The sequence below is a fragment of the Armatimonadota bacterium genome, from assembly GCA_013314775.1.
Lineage (GTDB): Bacteria > Armatimonadota > Zipacnadia > Zipacnadales > JABUFB01 > JABUFB01.
On record JABUFB010000027.1, the window covers coordinates 1 to 19,655 of the forward strand.

At 62.3% G+C, this 19,655-nt stretch carries 15 protein-coding genes, 1 tRNA gene and 1 CRISPR repeat array; of the genes, 10 read left to right on the forward strand and 6 right to left on the reverse strand.

Translation table 11 applies throughout. From position 1 onward, the window contains the following. Window positions 1–251 precede the first annotated feature (251 nt). Together thrS and HPY44_21875 are read left to right on the forward strand one after the other, a co-directional pair. The gene (gene thrS, locus HPY44_21870) at window positions 252–2,165 is read left to right on the forward strand and encodes a threonine--tRNA ligase (GenBank protein ID NSW58670.1); all 1,914 of its coding nucleotides are present in this window, start codon (window positions 252–254) and stop codon (window positions 2,163–2,165) included. 83 nt (window positions 2,166–2,248) lie between these two features. Then, window positions 2,249–4,030, forward strand: coding sequence for a phosphoenolpyruvate carboxykinase (locus HPY44_21875; GenBank protein ID NSW58671.1), 1,782 nt, complete (start codon window positions 2,249–2,251; stop codon window positions 4,028–4,030). A gap of 61 nt (window positions 4,031–4,091) precedes the next feature. On the opposite strand, the gene HPY44_21880 is transcribed toward HPY44_21875, so the two are convergent. From HPY44_21880 to HPY44_21905, 6 genes are all read right to left on the reverse strand, one after another. Beyond that, the gene (locus HPY44_21880; GenBank protein NSW58672.1) at window positions 4,092–6,140 is read right to left on the reverse strand and encodes a carbohydrate binding domain-containing protein; all 2,049 of its coding nucleotides are present in this window, start codon (window positions 6,138–6,140) and stop codon (window positions 4,092–4,094) included. 164 nt (window positions 6,141–6,304) lie between these two features. Further along, window positions 6,305–7,054, reverse strand: a complete 750-nt coding sequence (gene fabG, locus HPY44_21885; GenBank protein NSW58673.1) for a 3-oxoacyl-[acyl-carrier-protein] reductase — start codon at window positions 7,052–7,054, stop codon at window positions 6,305–6,307. Window positions 7,055–7,102: 48 nt separating this feature from the next. Next, the gene (locus HPY44_21890; GenBank protein ID NSW58674.1) at window positions 7,103–7,354 is read right to left on the reverse strand and encodes a hypothetical protein; all 252 of its coding nucleotides are present in this window, start codon (window positions 7,352–7,354) and stop codon (window positions 7,103–7,105) included. A gap of 24 nt (window positions 7,355–7,378) precedes the next feature. After that, window positions 7,379–7,909, reverse strand: a complete 531-nt coding sequence (locus HPY44_21895; GenBank protein ID NSW58675.1) for an E3 binding domain-containing protein — start codon at window positions 7,907–7,909, stop codon at window positions 7,379–7,381. Between the two features lie 102 nt (window positions 7,910–8,011). Beyond that, window positions 8,012–9,163, reverse strand: a complete 1,152-nt coding sequence (locus HPY44_21900) for a M20 family metallopeptidase (protein NSW58676.1) — start codon at window positions 9,161–9,163, stop codon at window positions 8,012–8,014. Between the two features lie 138 nt (window positions 9,164–9,301). Continuing rightward, window positions 9,302–9,379, reverse strand: a tRNA-Pro gene (locus HPY44_21905). Window positions 9,380–9,846: 467 nt separating this feature from the next. Here HPY44_21905 and cas6 point away from each other — a divergent pair. From cas6 to cas4, 8 genes are read left to right on the forward strand one after another with little or no spacing between them, the layout of a single operon-like run. Beyond that, complete coding sequence (gene cas6, locus HPY44_21910; protein ID NSW58677.1) at window positions 9,847–10,812, forward strand: CRISPR system precrRNA processing endoribonuclease RAMP protein Cas6; 966 nt, start codon at window positions 9,847–9,849, stop codon at window positions 10,810–10,812. Continuing rightward, a complete protein-coding gene (cas8a1, locus tag HPY44_21915; protein ID NSW58678.1) occupies window positions 10,802–12,232 on the forward strand; it encodes a type I-B CRISPR-associated protein Cas8b1/Cst1 in 1,431 nt (476 codons plus the stop codon). Before cas6 ends, cas8a1 begins: the two co-directional genes overlap by 11 nt. Before the next feature lie 51 nt (window positions 12,233–12,283). Further along, window positions 12,284–13,360 (forward strand): type I-B CRISPR-associated protein Cas7/Cst2/DevR, encoded by a 1,077-nt coding sequence (cas7i, locus tag HPY44_21920; GenBank protein NSW58679.1) that lies wholly within the window; start codon window positions 12,284–12,286, stop codon window positions 13,358–13,360. 15 nt (window positions 13,361–13,375) lie between these two features. Continuing rightward, a complete protein-coding gene (gene cas5b / locus HPY44_21925) occupies window positions 13,376–14,137 on the forward strand; it encodes a type I-B CRISPR-associated protein Cas5 (protein NSW58680.1) in 762 nt (253 codons plus the stop codon). Window positions 14,138–14,148: 11 nt separating this feature from the next. Then, entirely contained in the window at window positions 14,149–16,431 is a 2,283-nt protein-coding gene (gene cas3 / locus HPY44_21930; protein ID NSW58681.1) for a CRISPR-associated helicase Cas3', read from the forward strand. Between the two features lie 4 nt (window positions 16,432–16,435). Further along, window positions 16,436–17,449 carry a CRISPR-associated endonuclease Cas1 gene (gene cas1 / locus HPY44_21935; GenBank protein NSW58682.1) on the forward strand — a complete coding sequence of 338 codons (1,014 nt, stop codon included), beginning with the start codon at window positions 16,436–16,438 and terminating at the stop codon, window positions 17,447–17,449. A gap of 3 nt (window positions 17,450–17,452) precedes the next feature. Then, the gene (gene cas2 / locus HPY44_21940) at window positions 17,453–17,920 is read left to right on the forward strand and encodes a CRISPR-associated endonuclease Cas2 (protein NSW58683.1); all 468 of its coding nucleotides are present in this window, start codon (window positions 17,453–17,455) and stop codon (window positions 17,918–17,920) included. 38 nt (window positions 17,921–17,958) lie between these two features. Then, a complete protein-coding gene (gene cas4 / locus HPY44_21945) occupies window positions 17,959–18,537 on the forward strand; it encodes a CRISPR-associated protein Cas4 (protein NSW58684.1) in 579 nt (192 codons plus the stop codon). Between the two features lie 354 nt (window positions 18,538–18,891). Beyond that, a CRISPR array of direct repeats spans window positions 18,892–19,606; the repeat unit is 38 nt; unit sequence GTCTCAGCCGCACTCCCCGCTGCGAAGGGGATTGAAAC. Window positions 19,607–19,655 lie beyond the last annotated feature (49 nt).

Genomic DNA, 19,655 nt, shown 5'->3' on the forward strand with positions numbered 1-19,655 from the left:
AGGCACAGCCGTCACCCCGAAGGCAGACCACCCGTGGAAGAAACCCTACAAAGGAGACTCCCGACCCCAACGGCAGTAGGACATTTCTACTTTGCACAAAACCGGACATTTCTACTTTGCGTTGACACCCCGTGTCGCCACTGCTTCACAGTATCAGTGGCTTTTGGTATACTGTCGCGGACCCGCCTGGCGGCAGTCATGGCGCCAGACGTGCCTGAATCCTACCATTCGCGAAGAAGGAGGGTGTCCCGATGAGCGCTATCAACGTAACGCTTCCAGACGGCTCAGTGATCGAGTGTGAGCGGGGGACTACCGTCCTTCAGGTCGCCGAGAAGATCGGGAGCCGCCTGGCGAAGGCCGCAGTTGCCGGCAAGATCGACGGAAAACTGGTGGACCTTAGCACGCCGGTGGAGCAGGATGCCGCCATCCAGATTGTGACCTTCGACAGCGAAGAGGGCCGGGATGTCTTCTGGCACTCATCCGCTCACGTCCTCGCTGACGCAGTGCTACGTCTGTTCCCGGACGCGAAGCTCACCATCGGCCCGCCTATCGACGAGGGCTTCTACTATGACTTCGATGTCCCCGCACCCTTCTCGGAGGACGATCTGCGGCGCATCGAGGGCGAGATGCAGCATATCGTCGACGCGGACGAGGCCTTCAGCAGGCGCGAAGTCACCGCTGATGAGGCCCGAGAGCTGTTCGCCGACAACCCGTACAAGCTGGAAATGATCGAGGACATTGCCGCCAACGGCAGCGTCATCACCGTCTATGAGCACAATGGCTTCCGGGACCTGTGCGTGGGGCCGCACTTGCCCAGCACCGGCCGGGTGAAGGCCTTCAAGCTCACTTCTGTGGCCGGTGCCTACTGGCGCGGCGACGAACACAATGCCATGCTCCAGCGCATCTACGGGACGGCGTATCCGGACCGCAAGCTCTTGGATGAGCATCTGGAGCGCATCGAGGAAGCCAAGCGCAGGGATCACCGCCGAATTGGCCGCGAACTAGACCTGTTCAGCTTCCACGAGGAAGCCGGCGCTGGCCTGCCGTACTACCACCCGAAGGGCGCAATGCTGCGGCAAATCGTGGTGGACTTCAGCATCCGCGAGCATCTCAAGCGTGGCTATCAACTGCTGCGCACGCCGCACCTGATCAAGAGCGATATCTGGACCACTTCCGGGCATCGTCAGCAGGGCTATCCCATGTACTTCACGGAGATCGACAACCAGGAGTACGGGATCAAACCCATGAATTGCCCGGGGCACATCCTGATCTATCGGACGCAGACCCGGAGCTACCGTGATCTGCCGATTCGGTATTTCGAGCTGGGCACGGTCTACCGCCACGAGCTGTCCGGCGTCCTGCACGGGCTTATGCGCGTCCGCGGATTCACCCAGGATGATGCCCACATCTTCTGCCGCGAGGATCAGCTTCTCGACGAGATTACGGGTGTCATCAATTTCGCGGCTTTCATGATGCGGACCTTCGGGTTCCCGGAGTACAAGGTCTACCTGTCCACTCGGCCGGAGAAGTCCGTGGGGACCGATGAGCAGTGGGAGATCGCCACAAACGCGCTGATCAATGCCCTCGATGCCAACAACCTGGAATATGAGGTTGACCCCGGGGGAGGTGCGTTCTACGGGCCAAAGATCGACATCAAGGTCAAAGACGCCATCGGCCGCCTTTGGCAGTGTCCCACAATCCAGTGTGACTTTACGCAACCCGAGCGCTTCGACATCACCTATGTGGGTGAAGACGGCAAGGAGCATCGGCCTGTCATGATCCACCGCGTGGTGCTTGCCGGGATTGAGCGCTTCCTGGGCGTGCTCATCGAGAACTACGCGGGAGCGTTCCCACTCTGGCTCGCGCCGGTGCAGGTGTCGGTGCTGCCAATTACGGACCGCAACAATGAATACGCGCAGCAGGTTGCGGGAAGACTTATCGACGAGGGCTTCCGCGTGGAAGTGGACACCCTCAGCGGAACCCTCGGGAACAAGATCCGCCACGCACAGGGGCAGAAGGTGCCCTACATGTTCGTGGTTGGCGACAAGGAAGCGGAAGCCGGTGCGGTAGCCGTGCGGTCCCGCGAGGAGGGCGACCTTGGCCCGCAGCCATTGGAAGACGCAATCAGGCGGCTGAGGACTGAGAACGTCCCCGGGGGGGCCTGACCAAGATCCGCGAGAGACACGTGCACACCCGGTGACCCGCGCCCACGGCGCGGGTCACTTTTCAACCCGTTGAGGTGACCAGGATGCATTACACACCTGCCAAGCTGTCGGATCGCAGCGTAGTCATCCACATGACCGGGGTGCAATGCACCCAGCCCACCCAAGTCTTCCAGAGCGCCACGGCGGCCACCGTGGTTCAGGGCTTCATCGACCGCCTGCGGTCGCGCGAGTCCACGATGATGCGCTTGTTCGAAGGCCTCGAGACCACCTGCGAGCCGGGCGAAATCTCCGAAGCCGCGCTGGTTCTCACGCGGACACTCGGGCTACTGGTGGATCTGGCGCCAGAGGAACTGCGGGTGAAAGCACCGGATATCACGGTGCTCCTATCCGATCCCGATGCCCTGGCGGCGCTGGTCGAGATGCTTTACGACCATTGGAGGGCACATGAGCGCTACCTGATCTTCGAGGGCGGCGCGGACGAGTCCCGGGATCGGGCGCTGGAGGGACACCTGAGTTTCATCCACTCAAACGACGATCTGAACCGCCTGGTGCGCGATGCCTACCAGCGCATCCTGTATCACCTGCGCGGACACTGGCCGCGCGTGTACCGCCAGGTGCCATCGGGCGCGAACATGAGCCTGCTGATCGACAAGGTTTCCTGGCCCTGCCCGCCCGGACCTTACCAGATGCTCAAGGACATCAAGATGGTCCGCCTTGCGCTCATGGTTCCGCCGGTGGTGCTCTATCCTTTCGCCAACCGCCGCGTGGGGAAGTTCGAGCGAGTTGACAGCAACCCGTTGGAGCGCGTGATCATCAACCCGGCGCGCTGGCATTGCCTACCGATTCGCGTGGGGCAGATGAATATGCTGGTCTACTTCGACCGGGACTTCCTGGCCCACGCGGTCTGCCTGCTGAATCTGTTTGAAATCGCCGGGCACAATGAGGCTCGAGAGAAGCCGGACGGGATCCTGGTCTTCGGTGTGCCCCGTGGCGCACTCAAGGAGAATCCCACGGTTTTCTATGAAGACGAGGAGAACGACCTGGTGCTCGGGGTCATCGGGCGCTCTGACGAGGTGGATTATCTCGGGTACTTCAAGAAAATGCTCCTGACGCTGCATAACGTGGCCGCCATGCGCAAGGGTCGCCTGCCTGTGCACGGGGCCATGTGTCGGGTCGATCTCAAGGGGGGGCGCACCAGTAACGTGGTAATCGTCGGCGACAGTGGCGCTGGGAAATCCGAGACGCTTGAGGCTTTCCGCATCCTTGCCGATGAGTACTTGCGCGGCATGACCATTATCTTCGACGATATGGGCTCCCTCGCATTGGGCGATGACGGCAGCATCATCGCCTACGGCACGGAGATTGGCGCGTTCGTCCGTCTCGACGACCTGGATACGGGCTACGCTTTCGGGCGCATCGACCGGAGCATCCTCGTCAACCCCCATCGGCAGAATGCGCGGGTCGTCATTCCCATCACCGACTACGTTGACGTGGTGGCGGGGCATAAAGTCGACATGCTTCTGTACGCGAACAACTTCGAAGACGTGGACGAGCAGCACCCCATCGTTGACCCGGCGCCCAGCCCTGAGGCGGCTCTCGATGTCTTCCGCAAGGGCCTGCGCACCGCGAAGGGCACCAGCGACGAAAGCGGGCTCGTGGGCACCTACTTCGGGAATCCTTTCGGACCGGAGCAGCTTCGGGATCGCCACGAGCCCATCGCGGCCCGGTTCTTTCAGGCGGCTTTCGATGCAGGGATACCGGTGGGGCAACTGCGCACGCGTCTTGGAGTGGAAGGCATGGAGCGCGAGGGACCCATCGAGGCCGCCAAGGGGTTGTTCGAGTTGATCCGCAGCACCGAGAGGTAGGAGGCCATTGGTGACTTGCGGGGCGCGGGGACGAGCTGGTTCCCGCGCCCCGAATCATTGGCTACCCCGGTCCGGCGTTGCCTGATGTGTCCACTGCGATTACCCGGTAGAAACGGTCCCCTGCCGGCTCGGGCCGACGGTCGACGAAGTGCGTCGCGATAGTTGACCCGATCTGGTTACCTACAGCCGGCTGGAAGGCCGCCTGGTCTGAGCAGTAGACGCGGTAGTAACAGAAGTCCTCTTCCGCATTCGCGTGCCACTCAATGCGCCAGGAGCCATCAGCCTGCTTCGCAGCCTTGACCCCTGAAACCACTGCTGGCGGCACGTCGTCGAAACCCGACGTGTAGACTGTCAGAGTACTCGGGCCGATGCTGTCCTCCAGTTCTCCGTTGGCCATCTCCACCAGGCCCTCGGGCGCCTGCATGTCCCCGAATGGGTGGAAGGGGATGTTCGCCGGGTCATAGACGTACTTGCGCAGCGTGATAGCGGGCGCGTCTCCCTTGATCTGGAGCGAGAACGGAACAGTGTTTGGGCATCGGTTCACCACCGCGATGGACCAGGCTCCCGTACCGTGGTGCCGAACAGCTGCCACGCGCAGGTACGGATCATTGCAGGCGGTGGTGAAAACGGTGGCCGGGCCGCGGAAGAACCGGGTGAGCAAGCCGTAGGCATAGTAGTGAGCCCGGGTGGAATAGTCATCGCCGCTGCGGCGGAACATCCCCCACTTGTTGGCATAGTTGGTGCTGGCTTCGTCAGGGAAGTCCATGTAGGTCCAGTTGCCCATGGCGTAGACGCCGGCGTTGATCGCGGCGATAGCCGCCTCGGACAACTGGATCGCCACGAGCGGCTCCTGGGGCGTATCCCAGTAGATGCAGGCGTCCCACTTTTTCCCGTTGCGGATGCTTCCGTCCTGCTTGCAGCCGAACTCGCCAAGGATGAAGTTCTTCCCCCTGGCGCGGGCGATGCCGGCAGCCCACTGGAGCTTCGACAGGAACCACGGGTAGAAACGCTCATCGTCGAGAGGCCGGTCATTGATGTAGTGGTGCCCGCCGTAGACCGCGGTGATGTCGTCCATATTGTTCGCGGCCCACTCGATGGTGTGCCAGTAGTCGATGGGCGATGCGTCCGACGCCAGCAGACCGACGTCCAGTCCCCTCCGCCTGATCTCATCGTACAAGTGCTGGTGGTAGTCCCTGAAGGTCGGCATGTCTCCCACCAGCGAGCCCCAGCCATTCAAGGATAGCTCGTTGGTCATGCAGTAGGTCTTCACGTTGGACAGTCCCTTGTCCCGCACCAGGTACTCCAGGTTGTCCACGACTTGCTTCGCGTAGGCTGCGCGCTCCTGGCCCGGGGCGGTTTTCTTCGGGCCCCAGGTGGTCAGGTAGATCTCAGTGCCGGTCTCATCCCGCATGCGCCGTATGTGTCCGGCCACGTCATCCCAGGTGGCCCTGTCCCAATCATATCGATCGTTCATACGGGCGAATGATGGGCGGATTTCTCGCCAGCGCTTTGCGATGACGGTGTCCATAATCTCCTGTGACGCCGGGTAGGCGTGGTGAAACACATGAAAGCCCACGCCGCCGAAAGATGGATGCACGACCTTGCCGGTGTCGATGGTGATTTCCCGCGTCTGCATCCCGAGGTCCGGCCACTCTTCGATGCGTCCGGTCATCTCGACCTCCACATCATCGAACCATGCGGTACCTTCAGCGTGGAGGATCAGGTCCAGCGTCGCCTTCTCCGTGCCCTTGGGCGCAGTGCCCTCCAGGGTCAGTTTCTGCCAGTCATTCGCACCATTGCTCCTGGAAATGGCCGAATGGACGATGCCGGAACGCTCTCCCGCGGCGTCCAGAAACTGCAAGGCCGCATACGCACCCGGGTCAGTGGCAACGCCGCGGCTGCGGACCCAGAGACTCACGCGGAACTCGTCGCCGGGGCTGACGGGGCCGATCTCCCACTTGAGCTGCTGGTAATTCAGCTTTGTGCCCGGCGCGATGGTGATCCGTGCTGACTGTGCACCCGAGTGCTTCATCTCGGTGTCCAGGCCAAACTCGGCCTCGCCTTGGGTGCGCCAGCCCTGCAGCCCGTCTTCGAAGCCTTTCTTCACCACGGAAACGGGCTCCTTCAACGGCTCGGAATAAAGGCACGACGCAGCGAAGGCGAACGCCACGAAACAGGCTAGGGCGGGCAGAAAGCGGGGGAGAGGCAGGCGGGAAGTCTGCGCCATTTGGGTGACCACGCTCCAGCAATGCAGCGGAATGGCCGACCTCGAACTCACATCCGCAGGCCACCGTTCACGGAAAACACCTGGCCGGTGATGTACGATGCGCCCTCGGAACACAGGAAAGACACCAAAGGCGCCACTTCCTCAGGCTTGCCGAACCGTCTCAGGGGAATGGCGGCCAGAAGGGCGTCGCGCCGGGCGTCTTCCATGTCCGCGGTGAGGTCGGTCTCGATGATGCCTGGCGCGATGGCATTGACGAGAATGCCCTGGGCGGCTAATTCGCGGGCGAGGGCCTTGGTAAAGCCGATCAATCCCGCCTTCGCGGCAGCGTAGTTGGTGCGCCGCACGTCACCCATCAGCCCGGCGTCAGAGGATATATTGACGATGCGCCCCCACTTGCCGCGCATCATCGCTTTCACCGCGTGCTTGGAGAGCAGGTAGGCCCCGCGCAGCGAGGTGTCCAAAACCTCATCCCACGCTTCGTCTTTCATAAAGGTGAGATACTGGTCGCGCACCACGCCCGCGTTGTTGATGAGGATGTCCAGACCGCCAAGGTGCTCCTGGGTGGCCGAAACGAGAGACTTGGCGGCCTCCGCGTCGCGCACATCGGCCTGTAATGCAACAGCTTTGCGCCCGAGCGCGGTGATCTCTCCCACGACTGCGGCGGCCGCTGCCTCATTGCTGGCGTAGTTGACAAGCACGTCGGCACCGTCGGCGGCAAGCCTCAAGGCGATGGCTCGACCAATGCCCCGGGATGCGCCAGTAACCAGGGCCCTCCTGCCTTCCAGCGGTGCGGTCATAGGGGGGACCTCGCGTATCGGTGGTAGTGCGGGCGACCGGGTCTGCTACTACTCCCCCGGCTCCGTGTCCCGCGCCTGCTTGCGCAGTCTTCTGGCCTTGCGTACCAGGTACGCTCGACCGAGCACTGCGGCGAGGATCGTGGCACCGAGGATCACCAGCGGCTCGGTGAGGCAGCCCCAGATGCACCCTGCGCGTCGCCTGAGATTTCGGCCACCAGCGTCGTCACGACGCACCGGCAGACCTTCCGACGGGTCGGGAGATGAATCACCGACTGGAGTGACGTCATTATCAGGCTGCATGGGATCTCCACCCCCGGCGACGGCCTACTCGTCCTCATCCATCGCTTCCAGATAGGCTTCCACATCGGCCTGGGATATCGGGCCGTCCGTCTCGGCCCAGGCCGCGACCTGCTCGATGGTCACGTCGTTTTCCCGAGCAACGCGCCGGGCTGCCGGGGTTGCTCGTACCCTTCGCTCGAGCTTGTCGCGGTGAGGCCTTGGCGCTCCGAGTGCGGCGTCGCCGAATAAGTCCAGCTCAATGTCCAGGGAGGCCCGGGCGGCGTGCTGCTGCAGGAGCTGGCTGTTGCGGGACTCTACTCCCTCGGGAACGCGTTCGTCTTCGTCACCGATGAAGGCGATGGCGTAACCCACCGGAAGCACGCTCTTTTCGGGGCAGAAGCGCCGGCGCACGTAGCCTGGCACTTCGACCTCATACTCGAAGGTCACCTTGTCGGTGATGATCTCGCAGAGAAGATCGCCTTCGCGCACGAAAACGCCCTCCGGCTTGAGCCAGCGGTTCAGCGTGACCTCTTCGAGGTTCTCGGCCCATTTTTCGATGAGTACCAGGTATCCCAAGACAGGTGCTTCTTTCAGGATAGCCCGCCTGCGCAGCCGCGGGTCTTGTGTTGGCGAGTATAGCACCCGGTTTTTCGCCAAGTCAAACTCTGTGCGGGAGCGTCAGGTGCCCGTCAAGAGCCCACGATAAAATCCAACAGCTGCCTCGACCTGATCCACGGCCACCCACTCGGTTGCGGTGTGGGCTTGACCGATGTCCCCGGGCCCGCAGACGACACATTCCACTCCAGCGCGAGTCATCTTGCTGGCATCTGTCCCGTAGTTCACACCCATCGGTTGATCACTCAGGCCCAAGTCTCTCAGGGCGCGCCGTGCACGCTTCACGATCTCTGCATCCGGATTCGTCTCCAGCGGCCAGTCTTCAAGCAGAGTAGCCATCTCCGCGGGGACCGTGCCGGCAATCCAGCGCCGGATCTCGTCTTCGGCCGCCTCGCCATCCTCCCCCGGAATCAACCGGCGATCCACCAGTATCTCACACAGGTCCGGGACGATGTTCACAGCACGCCCGCCGGAAATGGTGCCGACGCTGAAAGTCGGCTTGCCCACGAGTGGGTGTGCCGGCCGGCTCGCAAGGCTGTCGGCGTACTCCCGGAGCGATTCAATGAGCCGCGCCATCGTGTAAATGGCGTTTTCGCCTTCCTCGGGCGTACTGCTGTGGGCGGCCTTGCCCCGTGTCCGCATGCGCCAGCGGAAGGCTCCCTTGTGAGCGATGACCAGGCGCAGGCCCGTGGGTTCCCCCACACAGGCCATGGCGCGCGACAGTTGCTCCGAAGTCAGCCCAGCCTCTTCCGGCCTTTCCACGAGCGCACGGATGCCGCTGAAACGGTACTCCTCGTCGCAGGTCGCCGCGAGCACGCAGGTGCGTTCGGGCGTCCCAGCGGAAGCGACATCAGAGAGAGCGACGAGCATCGCCGCCAGGGAGCCTTTGTCGTCGCAGGCGCCTCGGCCGAACACGCGCCCTTCCTCGGTGCGCGGGTCGAAGGGGGCGATCTCCATGCCTTCGACAGAGACCGTATCCGTGTGTGCCTCGAGGATCAACAAATCTGGCCTTCGCCCCGAGACCACGGCGACCACATTGTCCCGGCCGGGGCGCACCGGCTGGCGCGCGCAGTCGATGCGGTTTCGCTGGAAGAAGCTCTCCAGGTAGTCGGCCAGGCGCGATTCGCCAAATAGCTGGTCGTCAGGCTCCCCGTCGGACGGGTTGACGCTGGGGATTGCAACCATATCGCGGAGCAGATCGATCACGGAACTCATGATGCCCTCCACGTGACGGGCGGGACTAGAGCAGGTGCGGGTTGGGGACTGTGTTCGACGCCCGGGGCAGGTCAGACCTCCCGTAGTACACAAAAAGCCCTCGCGGTTGCGAGGGCCTGTCTGCCACGGGCTGCATGTTGGTCGGGGCGGCCGGATTTGAACCGGCGACCTCACGGTCCCGAACCGTGCGCGCTAGCCAAGCTGCGCCACGCCCCGACCATAGGTTGGTGAGTATATCACTGCGAATCGGTCAGGTCAAGGAGATTAGCCCCCTTCGAGGCCTCAAGCGATCTGAGTTGCACCGACTCCACGAGCTCCGCTTCGCTCGACTCCACCCGCGGCCAAGAGCTGCCGCCCGCTTCGAAGGCTGTCGGGCAATAGGTCTTCCATCGAGTGGCCAACACGCTTGGGACAATGGGACTCATACCAATTGTTGGACCAAGCCAGGAGGCAGGAGGTGACAATGGCGCAGACGTCGAACTAATCAATGTTGTCCACACTTTCCAGTATGAGCGGCAAACACTCTTGGGGGGGATCCCACTGACCCACCAGCTGCAATGCCTGAGAAGTCGCATTGACCGGCTCGCGGAGGTGGTGCTCCTCCGAAAAGGCTGGCTTTGGCAGCCCAATATCCACGTGCTTCCGCACGGGCGCCCAGCCATCGAGTAAGGTGCGTGGATAGCATGGTCTGCGTTCTTGAGTATACGCTGCGTGTCATGCAGAGGATCGACAGCGCCGGCTGGACCGCAAACCGCATCAGGGGAGCACTCGGAAAGTCACTCCGCAGGGTGGCCTGTGCAAAACGGGCGTCTCGGTGTGACGGTTGCCCAGTCCGCGACGTCTGCGCGTATGGCCTCTGCTTCGAGCCGGTGGCCGCGCAGGACGGGAGATTCCAGGCAGCCGGGCAGGAGATCCCTCGCCCCTACGTTATCCGCGCCGGGGATATCGAGCCCCAGGGCACGATCAAGTTTCAGCTTGTTCTCATGGGACGGGCAGCCGCCCTGGTCCCAGTCTTTGTGCTTGCGGTCAGCGAGTGGCAGGAGCCGGACATGGGGCTTGGGCGCGTCGAGCAGCGGCTGGAAAACGTGGACTGCATCCATCCCCTGACCAGAGAGCGCGAGCGAATCTTCGCGAGAGACCAGGGATTCCTTCACTGCGCCTGGGATCCAGTCTGCCAGGATGACATCAATCGATCCGTGCGGGATTTCCCCAACGATAGCCTCCGCGTGAGTTTCATCACTCCAACTCGCTTGCGCCGCAAGGGACGAGATCTGCAGCGCCCGGAATTCGCTGCCGTGATTTCCTCACTCTTGCGCAGGACCGAGGGGCTGCGGGAGTACCACGGCCTGGAGTTCGAGGTTCGTGAGCCTCAGAATCTCGTGCGAAGATGCGACGGCATTGTGCTGGCGGACTGGCAGGGCAGACGTGATTCGCGAAGCCGCTATTCATATCGTCAGAAGCAGACGATGGAATTCGAGGGTGTTGTTGGCGACGCCCGGTATGAGGGAGACCTGTCGCCCTTCCTTCCATTGCTGCGACTTGCGGAGATCATCCACGTCGGCAAAGGTGCAGTGTTCGGGCTGGGGCAGGTGGAGATCGGAGACAATACATCGAGCCATCGGGCGTGGGAGGACCATGGTGAGCACTGAAACACGGCCTATCTACACACATACCGGCCATCCGCTAGTGGACGTAGGCGCCAGCGTGATCGCCGCCTTCAACCGTCGCCGCAATGTGGAAGAGGTGACGGAGCAGGACCTGGTCGAGATCGTTCAATACATCACACAGCACTACTTCCGAGAACCCCTCAGGGGCTTTCTCACCACTGTGTTCCCAAACTCGGCCTACGCAAACCCAACGATGGGAGAGGAAAGGAAGAGAGACATCGTTGCTGATGTCCTCTCGACGTCCCCGCTTCCCGCGGCGGAAGGCCCTGAGCGTTGCCCATTCTGTGGACAGGCGGCCAAACGACGCTTCCGGCAGCACGTTCCCCTCGTGACCGGCGAGGGGGCGGTCAATTTCACTCCGGGCGGGCAGGCCGGCTTGCCCGTCTGCGCCCGATGTCTCGTGGCGATCCAGGCCTGTGTCCTCGGTACGCTGAAGTGTCAGGGGCGGTTGCTGTTGGCGCACAGTGACGATCCCGAGCTCACCTTGCGCATCGTCGCGGGTTTTCTTGCAAAGAACCAGCGCATCCTCTCGATTCCGTCAAGTGGCAAGTATCCCGAGAGCAAGTACCCGGGGACGATCCTGATGGAGGCGCTCATGAATGCCCAGACGGGACAGGAAGCCATCAGGTCCCGACCATCCTTGACGGCCTATCACCTCACCAACTATGGCACAAGCGCGAATGTGGATGTCTACCATCTCCCCTCTGAAGTCCTAGCATTCGTGAGCGCGGCTCAAGCATCTTCGCCGGTGCGAGATGGCTGGCAGTACGCCGTGAGGCAGGGATGGCGTCTGGGCTTGCCACCCGCAAAGGGCAAGCCTGCCGACGAGCCGACTGAGTACAAGGTCGGGGAGCATCGGAATCAGCTGTACGAAGACCTCTTTGGCCTGACCAAGGATCTCGCGAGCTTGGGCCGGTTCATCCGCCGGCATCTGAGTTGGCGTATCCCGGACGCTTTGGCCAGGGCGCCGGACGGGCCACCTGGTCCCGACGCCTGGCCCTTGACGGAAGTCTTCCTAAGGATGGTGTTACTTATGGAGAAGGCACGCGTAGAAGTGCTGAGGACACTAGGAGAGAGGTTCGCGGGGTATGTGGTTGAGCAGAATGACAAGAGGTTCTTTGACCGTTTGTGGCGGGAATCAGGGAGGTATCATTTGCTGCGCTCTCACCTGCTGCGGGCCAGCCACGCCCAGGTCAAGCGAGGAGAAGCCCCACTCATCAGCTTCGACGAGTTCCTCCTCGCCTTCGAGGACGGTGAAGAGGTCGCGCGGGCGGACTGGTCCCTGGCCCGCGATCTGTTGCTGATCAGGATGATGGACGAGCTTCATGCGCGAGGCTGGCTGCAGGAGCACGCGGCCGAACTCGCGGATGCGCCGGATGAAGCGACTGAGTCGGAAGACTAACGCGCAATGCACCGAGAAGCACCAAACAAAACGCTATGAGGGGGATCTGCCATGTCATTCATCACTGGAATGATGCTCATCGAGGCTCCGGCGTCAGCCCTGAACAATGCCGGGGCGGAGACAGGTCAGCGCACCGATAATATCGTGGTTGTGAAAACGATCAAGGCCAGGGACGGAGCCTATCCGTATGTCTCTGCTCAAGCATTCAGGTACTGGGTGCGAACTACGGCGGAGAAGAAGATCGCAGGCTGGAAGGCCGCTCCCATCCAGCGCGAGGCGAAGGTGGCCTATACCGACGCCAATCCCTTGGAGTGGTGGGACGACGACCTCTTCGGCTACATGCGCGCGCCCGGAAGCAGCAAAGAGGCATCCGCCTCGCGGGAAGAATCGTCGCTCACCGATCTGGAAGCCAAAGTCACCCTGACTCGTTGTGCACCCTTCCGCGTGGGCACGTTCATTGCCGTTGCGCCCTGCACCCCGACCGACGACTTCGGCACCATGAGCCGTCACGAGGGCAATCCCGTGCCCTTTGAACACCAGTTCTACCATACCCATCTCAAGGGGCTGTTTTCCTTGGATCTGCGCGCCTGCGGCACGTTCTCCTACGCGGACCGTACTGGCTTCAAGAACCTGGACAGCATCCGACAGAAAGCAGCCGAGGAACGCGGTTTGGAGCACCTGGAGCGTGAGAAATCCTACCGCCTGCCCATCGCGCATCGCGCACAGCGGGTCGCGGCGCTGCTCGAAGCGATGGCGGCTCTGGAGGGTGGCGCAAACCAGACGTTGCACTATACGGATGTCGCCCCGGCGTTTCTAATTGCGGCGGTCATGAAGGGTGGTAATCACCCCTTCGCCCGGTGTGTCAAGGCCGATGCAAAGGGACTGCCCGTGGTAAACCTGGAAGCCCTGACGGAGGCCCTGAACGTATTTGCAGATCAGCTTCAGTCTCCACTGTACATAGGGTGGGCCCACGGATACATGGACGACAGCCGTGCAGCTTTCGAAGAGTGGGTTGGAAGCGACCCGAAGCCCTATGCGTGTGAGATTGTGCTGGAGCATCCGCGCAAGGTATTGCAGCGTCTGGCTGCTGATGTGCAGGAGCCGGGTAACGCTGCCTGGTTCGACTAGGGGGCGGTACATACTATGCGCGTTCTACGCGTCGAGTTTGAGGCCGCGACGGCGTCCTTCCGTTACCCGCACTTCATGGTGGGGCGGCATCCCACCTTCCCGATGCCGCCCCCAGCAACACTCTACGGCCTGGTCTGCGCAGCGGTGGGTGACTACGTGCCGCCCGAGACGCTACGCTTGGGTTTCCGATTCACATACGAAGCCGAAGCCTGCGACTTGGAGCACCTGCATATCATTACGCCAAAGGGTGCTCGAGCCAAGTTCGACTGCCGCGGCCAGAAACTGCCTCTGACCACAGAAGGCACGGTCACCCCGACCACCCGCGATTTCCTGTTCAACGCAAGGCTGACGCTCTACATCAATCGCCTCGACCTCGCCGACGCATTCAGGCGCCCGTACTATGCGATGAGTCTGGGGAGATCGCAGGATCTCGCAACCATAGGTCGTATCGATGAAGTCGAACTCCATGCCACCGACTGTGCATACGTCGAGCACACGCTTCTGCCCGCGGAAGAGCGGCTGTGGCTTGGGTCAGGGATCGTGCTGACGCTCCCGCGCTTCGTGGACCCGAGGCAGGCGCGAGAGCCACGGTTCGACCATTACCTGATGCTGCGGGAGCGCATTTACGCGCACCAGGGACTGATGGACGAGCTGCGAAACCAACTGGGCGACCAGCTCGTGCGAACCATCCCTGCCGGACGTGAACTCTGGGCCGATCCCGATACCCAGGCGTTTCACGGCGCTCACCGGGCTGTATGGCTGCAAGAACTCGTGTGAAAGACCCAAGAATGGAAAGCCTGTGGGCTAAGCCGCCCGCAGAGGGTAGGGACGACGCCAGCCTGGCGGCACACACGCGGCGGGTCGTTGAGGCAGCAAGTGTGCTGCTCGCGCAGCGACCGGCAATATCATCCTTCGCCGGGCATCCATGCTTTACTCAGTGGGCTCTGCTGGCCGCGGCATTTCACGATCTGGGAAAGGCTGCTACCGGTTTCCAGCAGATGCTCCTCGGAGGCCCACGCTGGGGAGAGCGGCATGAAGTCCTCTCCGTGGGTTTCCTTGCGCCCTTCGCCGACCGCCTGGGAGAAGAGGCCGTGGATTGGATATCCGCGGCCATCCTGTCTCATCACCGCGATGCCGACTTCATCGCGGAACGATATGGGGTCTACACCGGCCCGCCGGACATGGACCCCTTCCCCGGATTTGTTGCCCAGGTCGCGCCTGAGGACTACGGCGCGGTTATGGCCTGGCTCCTCGACGATTTGCTCCCGGGTATCCCTAACCTCATAGATTGCGGCGGCCTGCCCAAGCCCTCCGCTCTGTCCGCGGACTTCATCCGCGCGCGTCTGGACGCATACCAGCGCCGTGCCCGCGACTTCAGCTCCTACCTGGATCATCCCGGTTTCGGGGATGTCCGGCTGGGGGTGGCCCTTCGCGGAGTTCTGATAATGGCGGACCATGCGGCATCTGCCGGTCACACTGAACTCCCCCCTTCGCCGCTCGGATTACCACCCCCCATATACGAGCGGATCGGGCTGGGCCCCGAGGCCTTGCGCGGGCATCAGCGCGAAGCATCACACTGCATGTCATCGGCTCTCCTGTGCGCGCCAACGGGTTCGGGAAAGACAGAAGCCGCCTTGTCCTGGGCAGAGGCGGGACGGCCCTCTCGCGACCCTGCCGCCAGACTCTTCTATGTCCTGCCGTACCAGGCCAGCATGAACGCGATGTATGATCGACTTGTACAACGCTACGGCTTCCCACCAGAGCAAGTCGCTCTTTCCCACGCCCGCTCTCTGCAAGCGCTCTATGCCCGAGAGACGGCTGCAGCCGAGGACCCATCTACCGCCGCAGCCCGAGCACGGAACCTGGCCGACCTGTCACGCCTGCACCGCTGCGCTCTCCGCATCCTGTCCCCCTATCAGCTCCTGAAGGCCGCATACCGCCTCAAGGGCTATGAATCCATCCTCGTGGATCTCGCCGGCGCGGACCTGATCGTGGACGAGGTCCACGCTTACGAGCCCGAACGCGCGGGCCTGATCCTGGGGCTCTTCGGATTCCTCGCTCAGACCCTGGATGCGCGCTTCTTTGTGATGACCGCGACACTCCCCACGCTTCTGCGCCGCAGGCTGTCGGCCTTCCTGCCAGACCTGGAACACATCCAGGCATCGGCCGAAGACCTCGCCCAGTTCCGGCGACACCAGGTGAGAGTCTGCCAGAGCGAGTGGGCCGACGATTCGACCCTGAACCTCATCGCCGCCGCGGTTGAAAGCGGGCAATCCGTCTTGTGCTGCTGCAATACGATTCGCAATGCACAGGAGCTGCGGCAGCTTCTGGCCAACCGCCTTGGGCGTCGCATCGAGCTGCTGCACGGCGGCTTCAACCCCCGGGACCGAAACCGCAAAGAAAAGGCGCTTACCTCTGCCGGCGTCCCGCCACTTCTCGTCGCGACCCAGGTGGTGGAGGTCAGCCTCGATGTGAGCTTCGACACCGTCTTTACGGAGCCGGCCCCGCTGGACGCTCTTCTGCAACGGTTTGGACGGGTCAACCGCAAAGCAGTTGCGGGGCGCATCGTCGACGTACACATCCTCACGCACCCCGACGACGGACAGGGCATCTACGATCCGGCACTCATCGCCAATACCCTCGCTCTGCTGCGAGAGGAGAACGGACAGGTGATCGACGAAGCCCTGACCTCCCAGTGGCTTGACCGCATCTACACCCCGGACATCGCTGCGCGGTGGAACGAATCCTTCGACCATGCTGCCAGGGACTTCCAGCGAGGAGTGCTCGATACCCTTGCGCCATTCCAGTCGGACAAGACCCTGGAGCAACATTTCTACCAAGCCTTCGATGGCATAGACGTTCTCCCGGCGTGCCTGGAGCCTGAGTATCGGGCGCTGGCGGCAGATAGCCCGCTTCAGGCTACCGAACTCCTCGTCCCCATCTCTTTCTCCCGGCTCGCGCGTCTGCGACGGGCCGGGCTCGTCTACGAACGCGACACGTCCGACGCGCCGGTAGTTGACTTGCCTTACTCTCCCGAAGACGGACTCGCCAGATCCACTTCCTTGAGGTGATCCCATGTCCATCCTCATCGTCGACGAATTCGGCTGCTTCGTAGGCAAGAGCGGCGACCTCGTCCAGGTGCGCAAGTCCGGAGAGACCCTCACCGAGCGCCCTATCGACGATCTCGCCTGCATCGCCCTTGAAGGTCGCGGTATATCCATCTCCGTTGATCTCGTCCACGAGTGCGCACGACGCGGCATCCCCATCGATTGCCTCGACTTCGACGGAGAGCCCTTCGCCAAGATCATGTCCCCCATGCTCACCGCCACCGTCGAGACGCGCCGCGAACAACTGGACGCATATGACGACGAACGCGGGCTGTCCATCGCCCGCGAACTGGTGGTCTCAAAGCTCGCCAACCAACGCAGTCTCCTGCTCTACTTCGCCAAATACCGGCGCAAAACGGAACCTGAACTCGCAGATGCACTGCAGGAAGCCGCGAACGACATCGCTCGACTGGCCTCGGAATGCCGCGCTGTCCCCGGGCCGAACATTGACGCCGCCCGGCCCTCTATTCTCAACACCGAAGGACGCGCAGGATCGGTCTATTGGGAAGCCGTGTGGAAACTGTTGCCCCCTGAACTGTCCCCCGGCAAGCGGGTCCATCAGGGGGCCACAGACCCGATCAATGTGCTGCTCAACTACGGCTACGGAATCCTCCAGTCCCAATGCTGGACAGCAGTCCTGCTCGCGGGCCTCGACCCCTTCGGCGGTTTCATCCATGTCGACCGCCCGGGCAGGCCCTCCCTGGTTCTCGACCTGCAGGAGCCTTTCCGTCAACCCGTCGTGGACCGCACGGTCATCAGTGTTATCAACAAAGGCTTCAGGCCGCGGTTCGAAGACAATGCCAGGCTGGACAAACAATCGCGCCGGCAGTTCGCCGCCCAGGTGCTGGAGCGCATGGAGACCCCCACCGATTTCGCCGGAAACAAGGAAGCCCTGAAGCACATCATCGTTCGCCAGGCCAGATCCATCGCCGTCGCTGTGCGTGGTGAGAAGCCCTTCCGCGGATTTACCATGAGGTGGTGAACCATGATACACTTACTCATCTACGACATCGAATCCGACCGCATTCGCACCAAGGTCGCCCGAGCCTGTCAGGAGCAAGGCATGGAACGCGTCCAGTTCTCGGCCTTCTGGGGCGAGCTTACTGAGAACGAATGCGAGGAGCTTCTCCTGGAATGCCAGGACCTCATCGGTGACGAACCAGCCCGAATACACATCCTGCCCCTGTGCAAGACCTGCTTCTCCCGACGTAGCACCTACGCTACGGCGCAGTTCGAAGGCGGGGCCGAAACACCTCCCGATCGCAACGCCACCGTGTGGTTCCTGCCCGACGAACCGCCCGAAAAGCGAAGCGAGCACAATGCCCAACAGCCTGCCGGCTCTTCACACATGGATCGCGCTCTCAAGGACGTGGTCCGACGCATCCCAAAGCGCAGCAAGCCGGTCGGCCTCACCGATGATCCGTGGGAGAATCCCGATGACTCCCGTGAATAGGCCGGCCCTCCCTTTCGGCCCCATGGAGGATAACAACAATGGCTGACTTCCCACTGACCGTCACAGACATCCGTCAGTTCCACTACTGCCCGCGGGTCGTCTACTTCACCTATGTCCAGCCACTCGAGCGGCCTACCACCTACAAGATGGCCCATGGTCAGGACGCTGAGGAGCGCGCGGATGCCTTGGAGAACCGCCGCACTCTCGACCGGTACGGGCTGCATGAGGGCAGGCGGATCTTCGATGCGCCCCTGGAGTCACCATCCCTGGCTCTCTCCGGGCGCGCCGATATGCTCATCATCACCCCGAACCATGTCTATCCTGTGGAGTTCAAATACACCGACGAAGAGCCGGCGCCCAACCATTACTTGCAGGTGGTCGCCTACGCCATGATGGCCCGTGAGCAGTACCAGTTGCCCGCGCCCCATGGGTATCTGGTGAGACTCTCGGACGGCGAAGTCTGGCAGGCGGAGATTACACCCGAAGCGTGTGAGAAGGTGATCGCAAGCCTGCAACGAATACGACAAATGATCGATGCCGAGCGCTTCCCCGACCCGCCTGATGCCCGGGGCAAGTGTCTAGATTGCGAGTTCCGACGCTTCTGTGGCGACGTGTAAGAGCCGACAGGTTCGCAAATCGGATGCTAGCTCGCTTTCGCAAATACCGTCGCTGTTCACGGACGCGGGCGATTTGCGAAGAAAACCGGATACGGGAGCGCTCGCACGGGCGAGTCCTGTGCGCCGGACGAGTTCCACGGGCTTTCCCTGCTCTCCGCCTGGTCTCGAGAGACCGCGCTGGAGGGCAGTGGAGTGCACGGGTGGGCGTCTTTCGCAAATCGTGCCCATCCGGCGGCTTATAACCAATTTGCGCAGGGAAGGTGATAGCCGTGTCTGGGAGCATTTTCGAAGAAAAACGCTGGAAACGAGCGGGTTTCGGTGGTAAAATGCAGCCGGACAGCACAGAAGTGGTCGGTCTCAGCCGCACTCCCCGCTGCGAAGGGGATTGAAACCTGCATGACCCTCACATACAGGTCGGTCGTGTCGTTGTCTCAGCCGCACTCCCCGCTGCGAAGGGGATTGAAACGCACAGAGGAACTCAAGCAGCACTGGGATTGGATCGGCGTCTCAGCCGCACTCCCCGCTGCGAAGGGGATTGAAACCGCTTGTGCTACTCACACCGGAGACGCTCTGCAAGGTCGTCTCAGCCGCACTCCCCGCTGCGAAGGGGATTGAAACGGAGTAACCTGGTCGTTGTCGAAAACGGCCGGCCTGTGTCTCAGCCGCACTCCCCGCTGCGAAGGGGATTGAAACTTTTCGACGCTGTACCCGTAGTCGCCGTCGTAACTGAGTCTCAGCCGCACTCCCCGCTGCGAAGGGGATTGAAACCCTTGCACCCCACCGCCTCCGACGGGATACCAGACTCGTCTCAGCCGCACTCCCCGCTGCGAAGGGGATTGAAACATAAGCGCGACGCCCCAGTCCGGCAGGTCCGCGATGCGTCTCAGCCGCACTCCCCGCTGCGAAGGGGATTGAAACGGCTATCCGGGTAGTCATGCGTGTTGGTCTGCAGGTCGTCTCAGCCGCACTCCCCGCTGCGAAGGGGATTGAAACCGAGTTGCACTGCCGTGTACACGCGCTTCTTCGGCACGGTCTCAGCCGCACTCCCCGCTGCGAAGGGGATTGAAACCTTACCCGGGTGTTCGCCTGGGGCGGGCCTGCGCAAAGTCTCAGCCGCA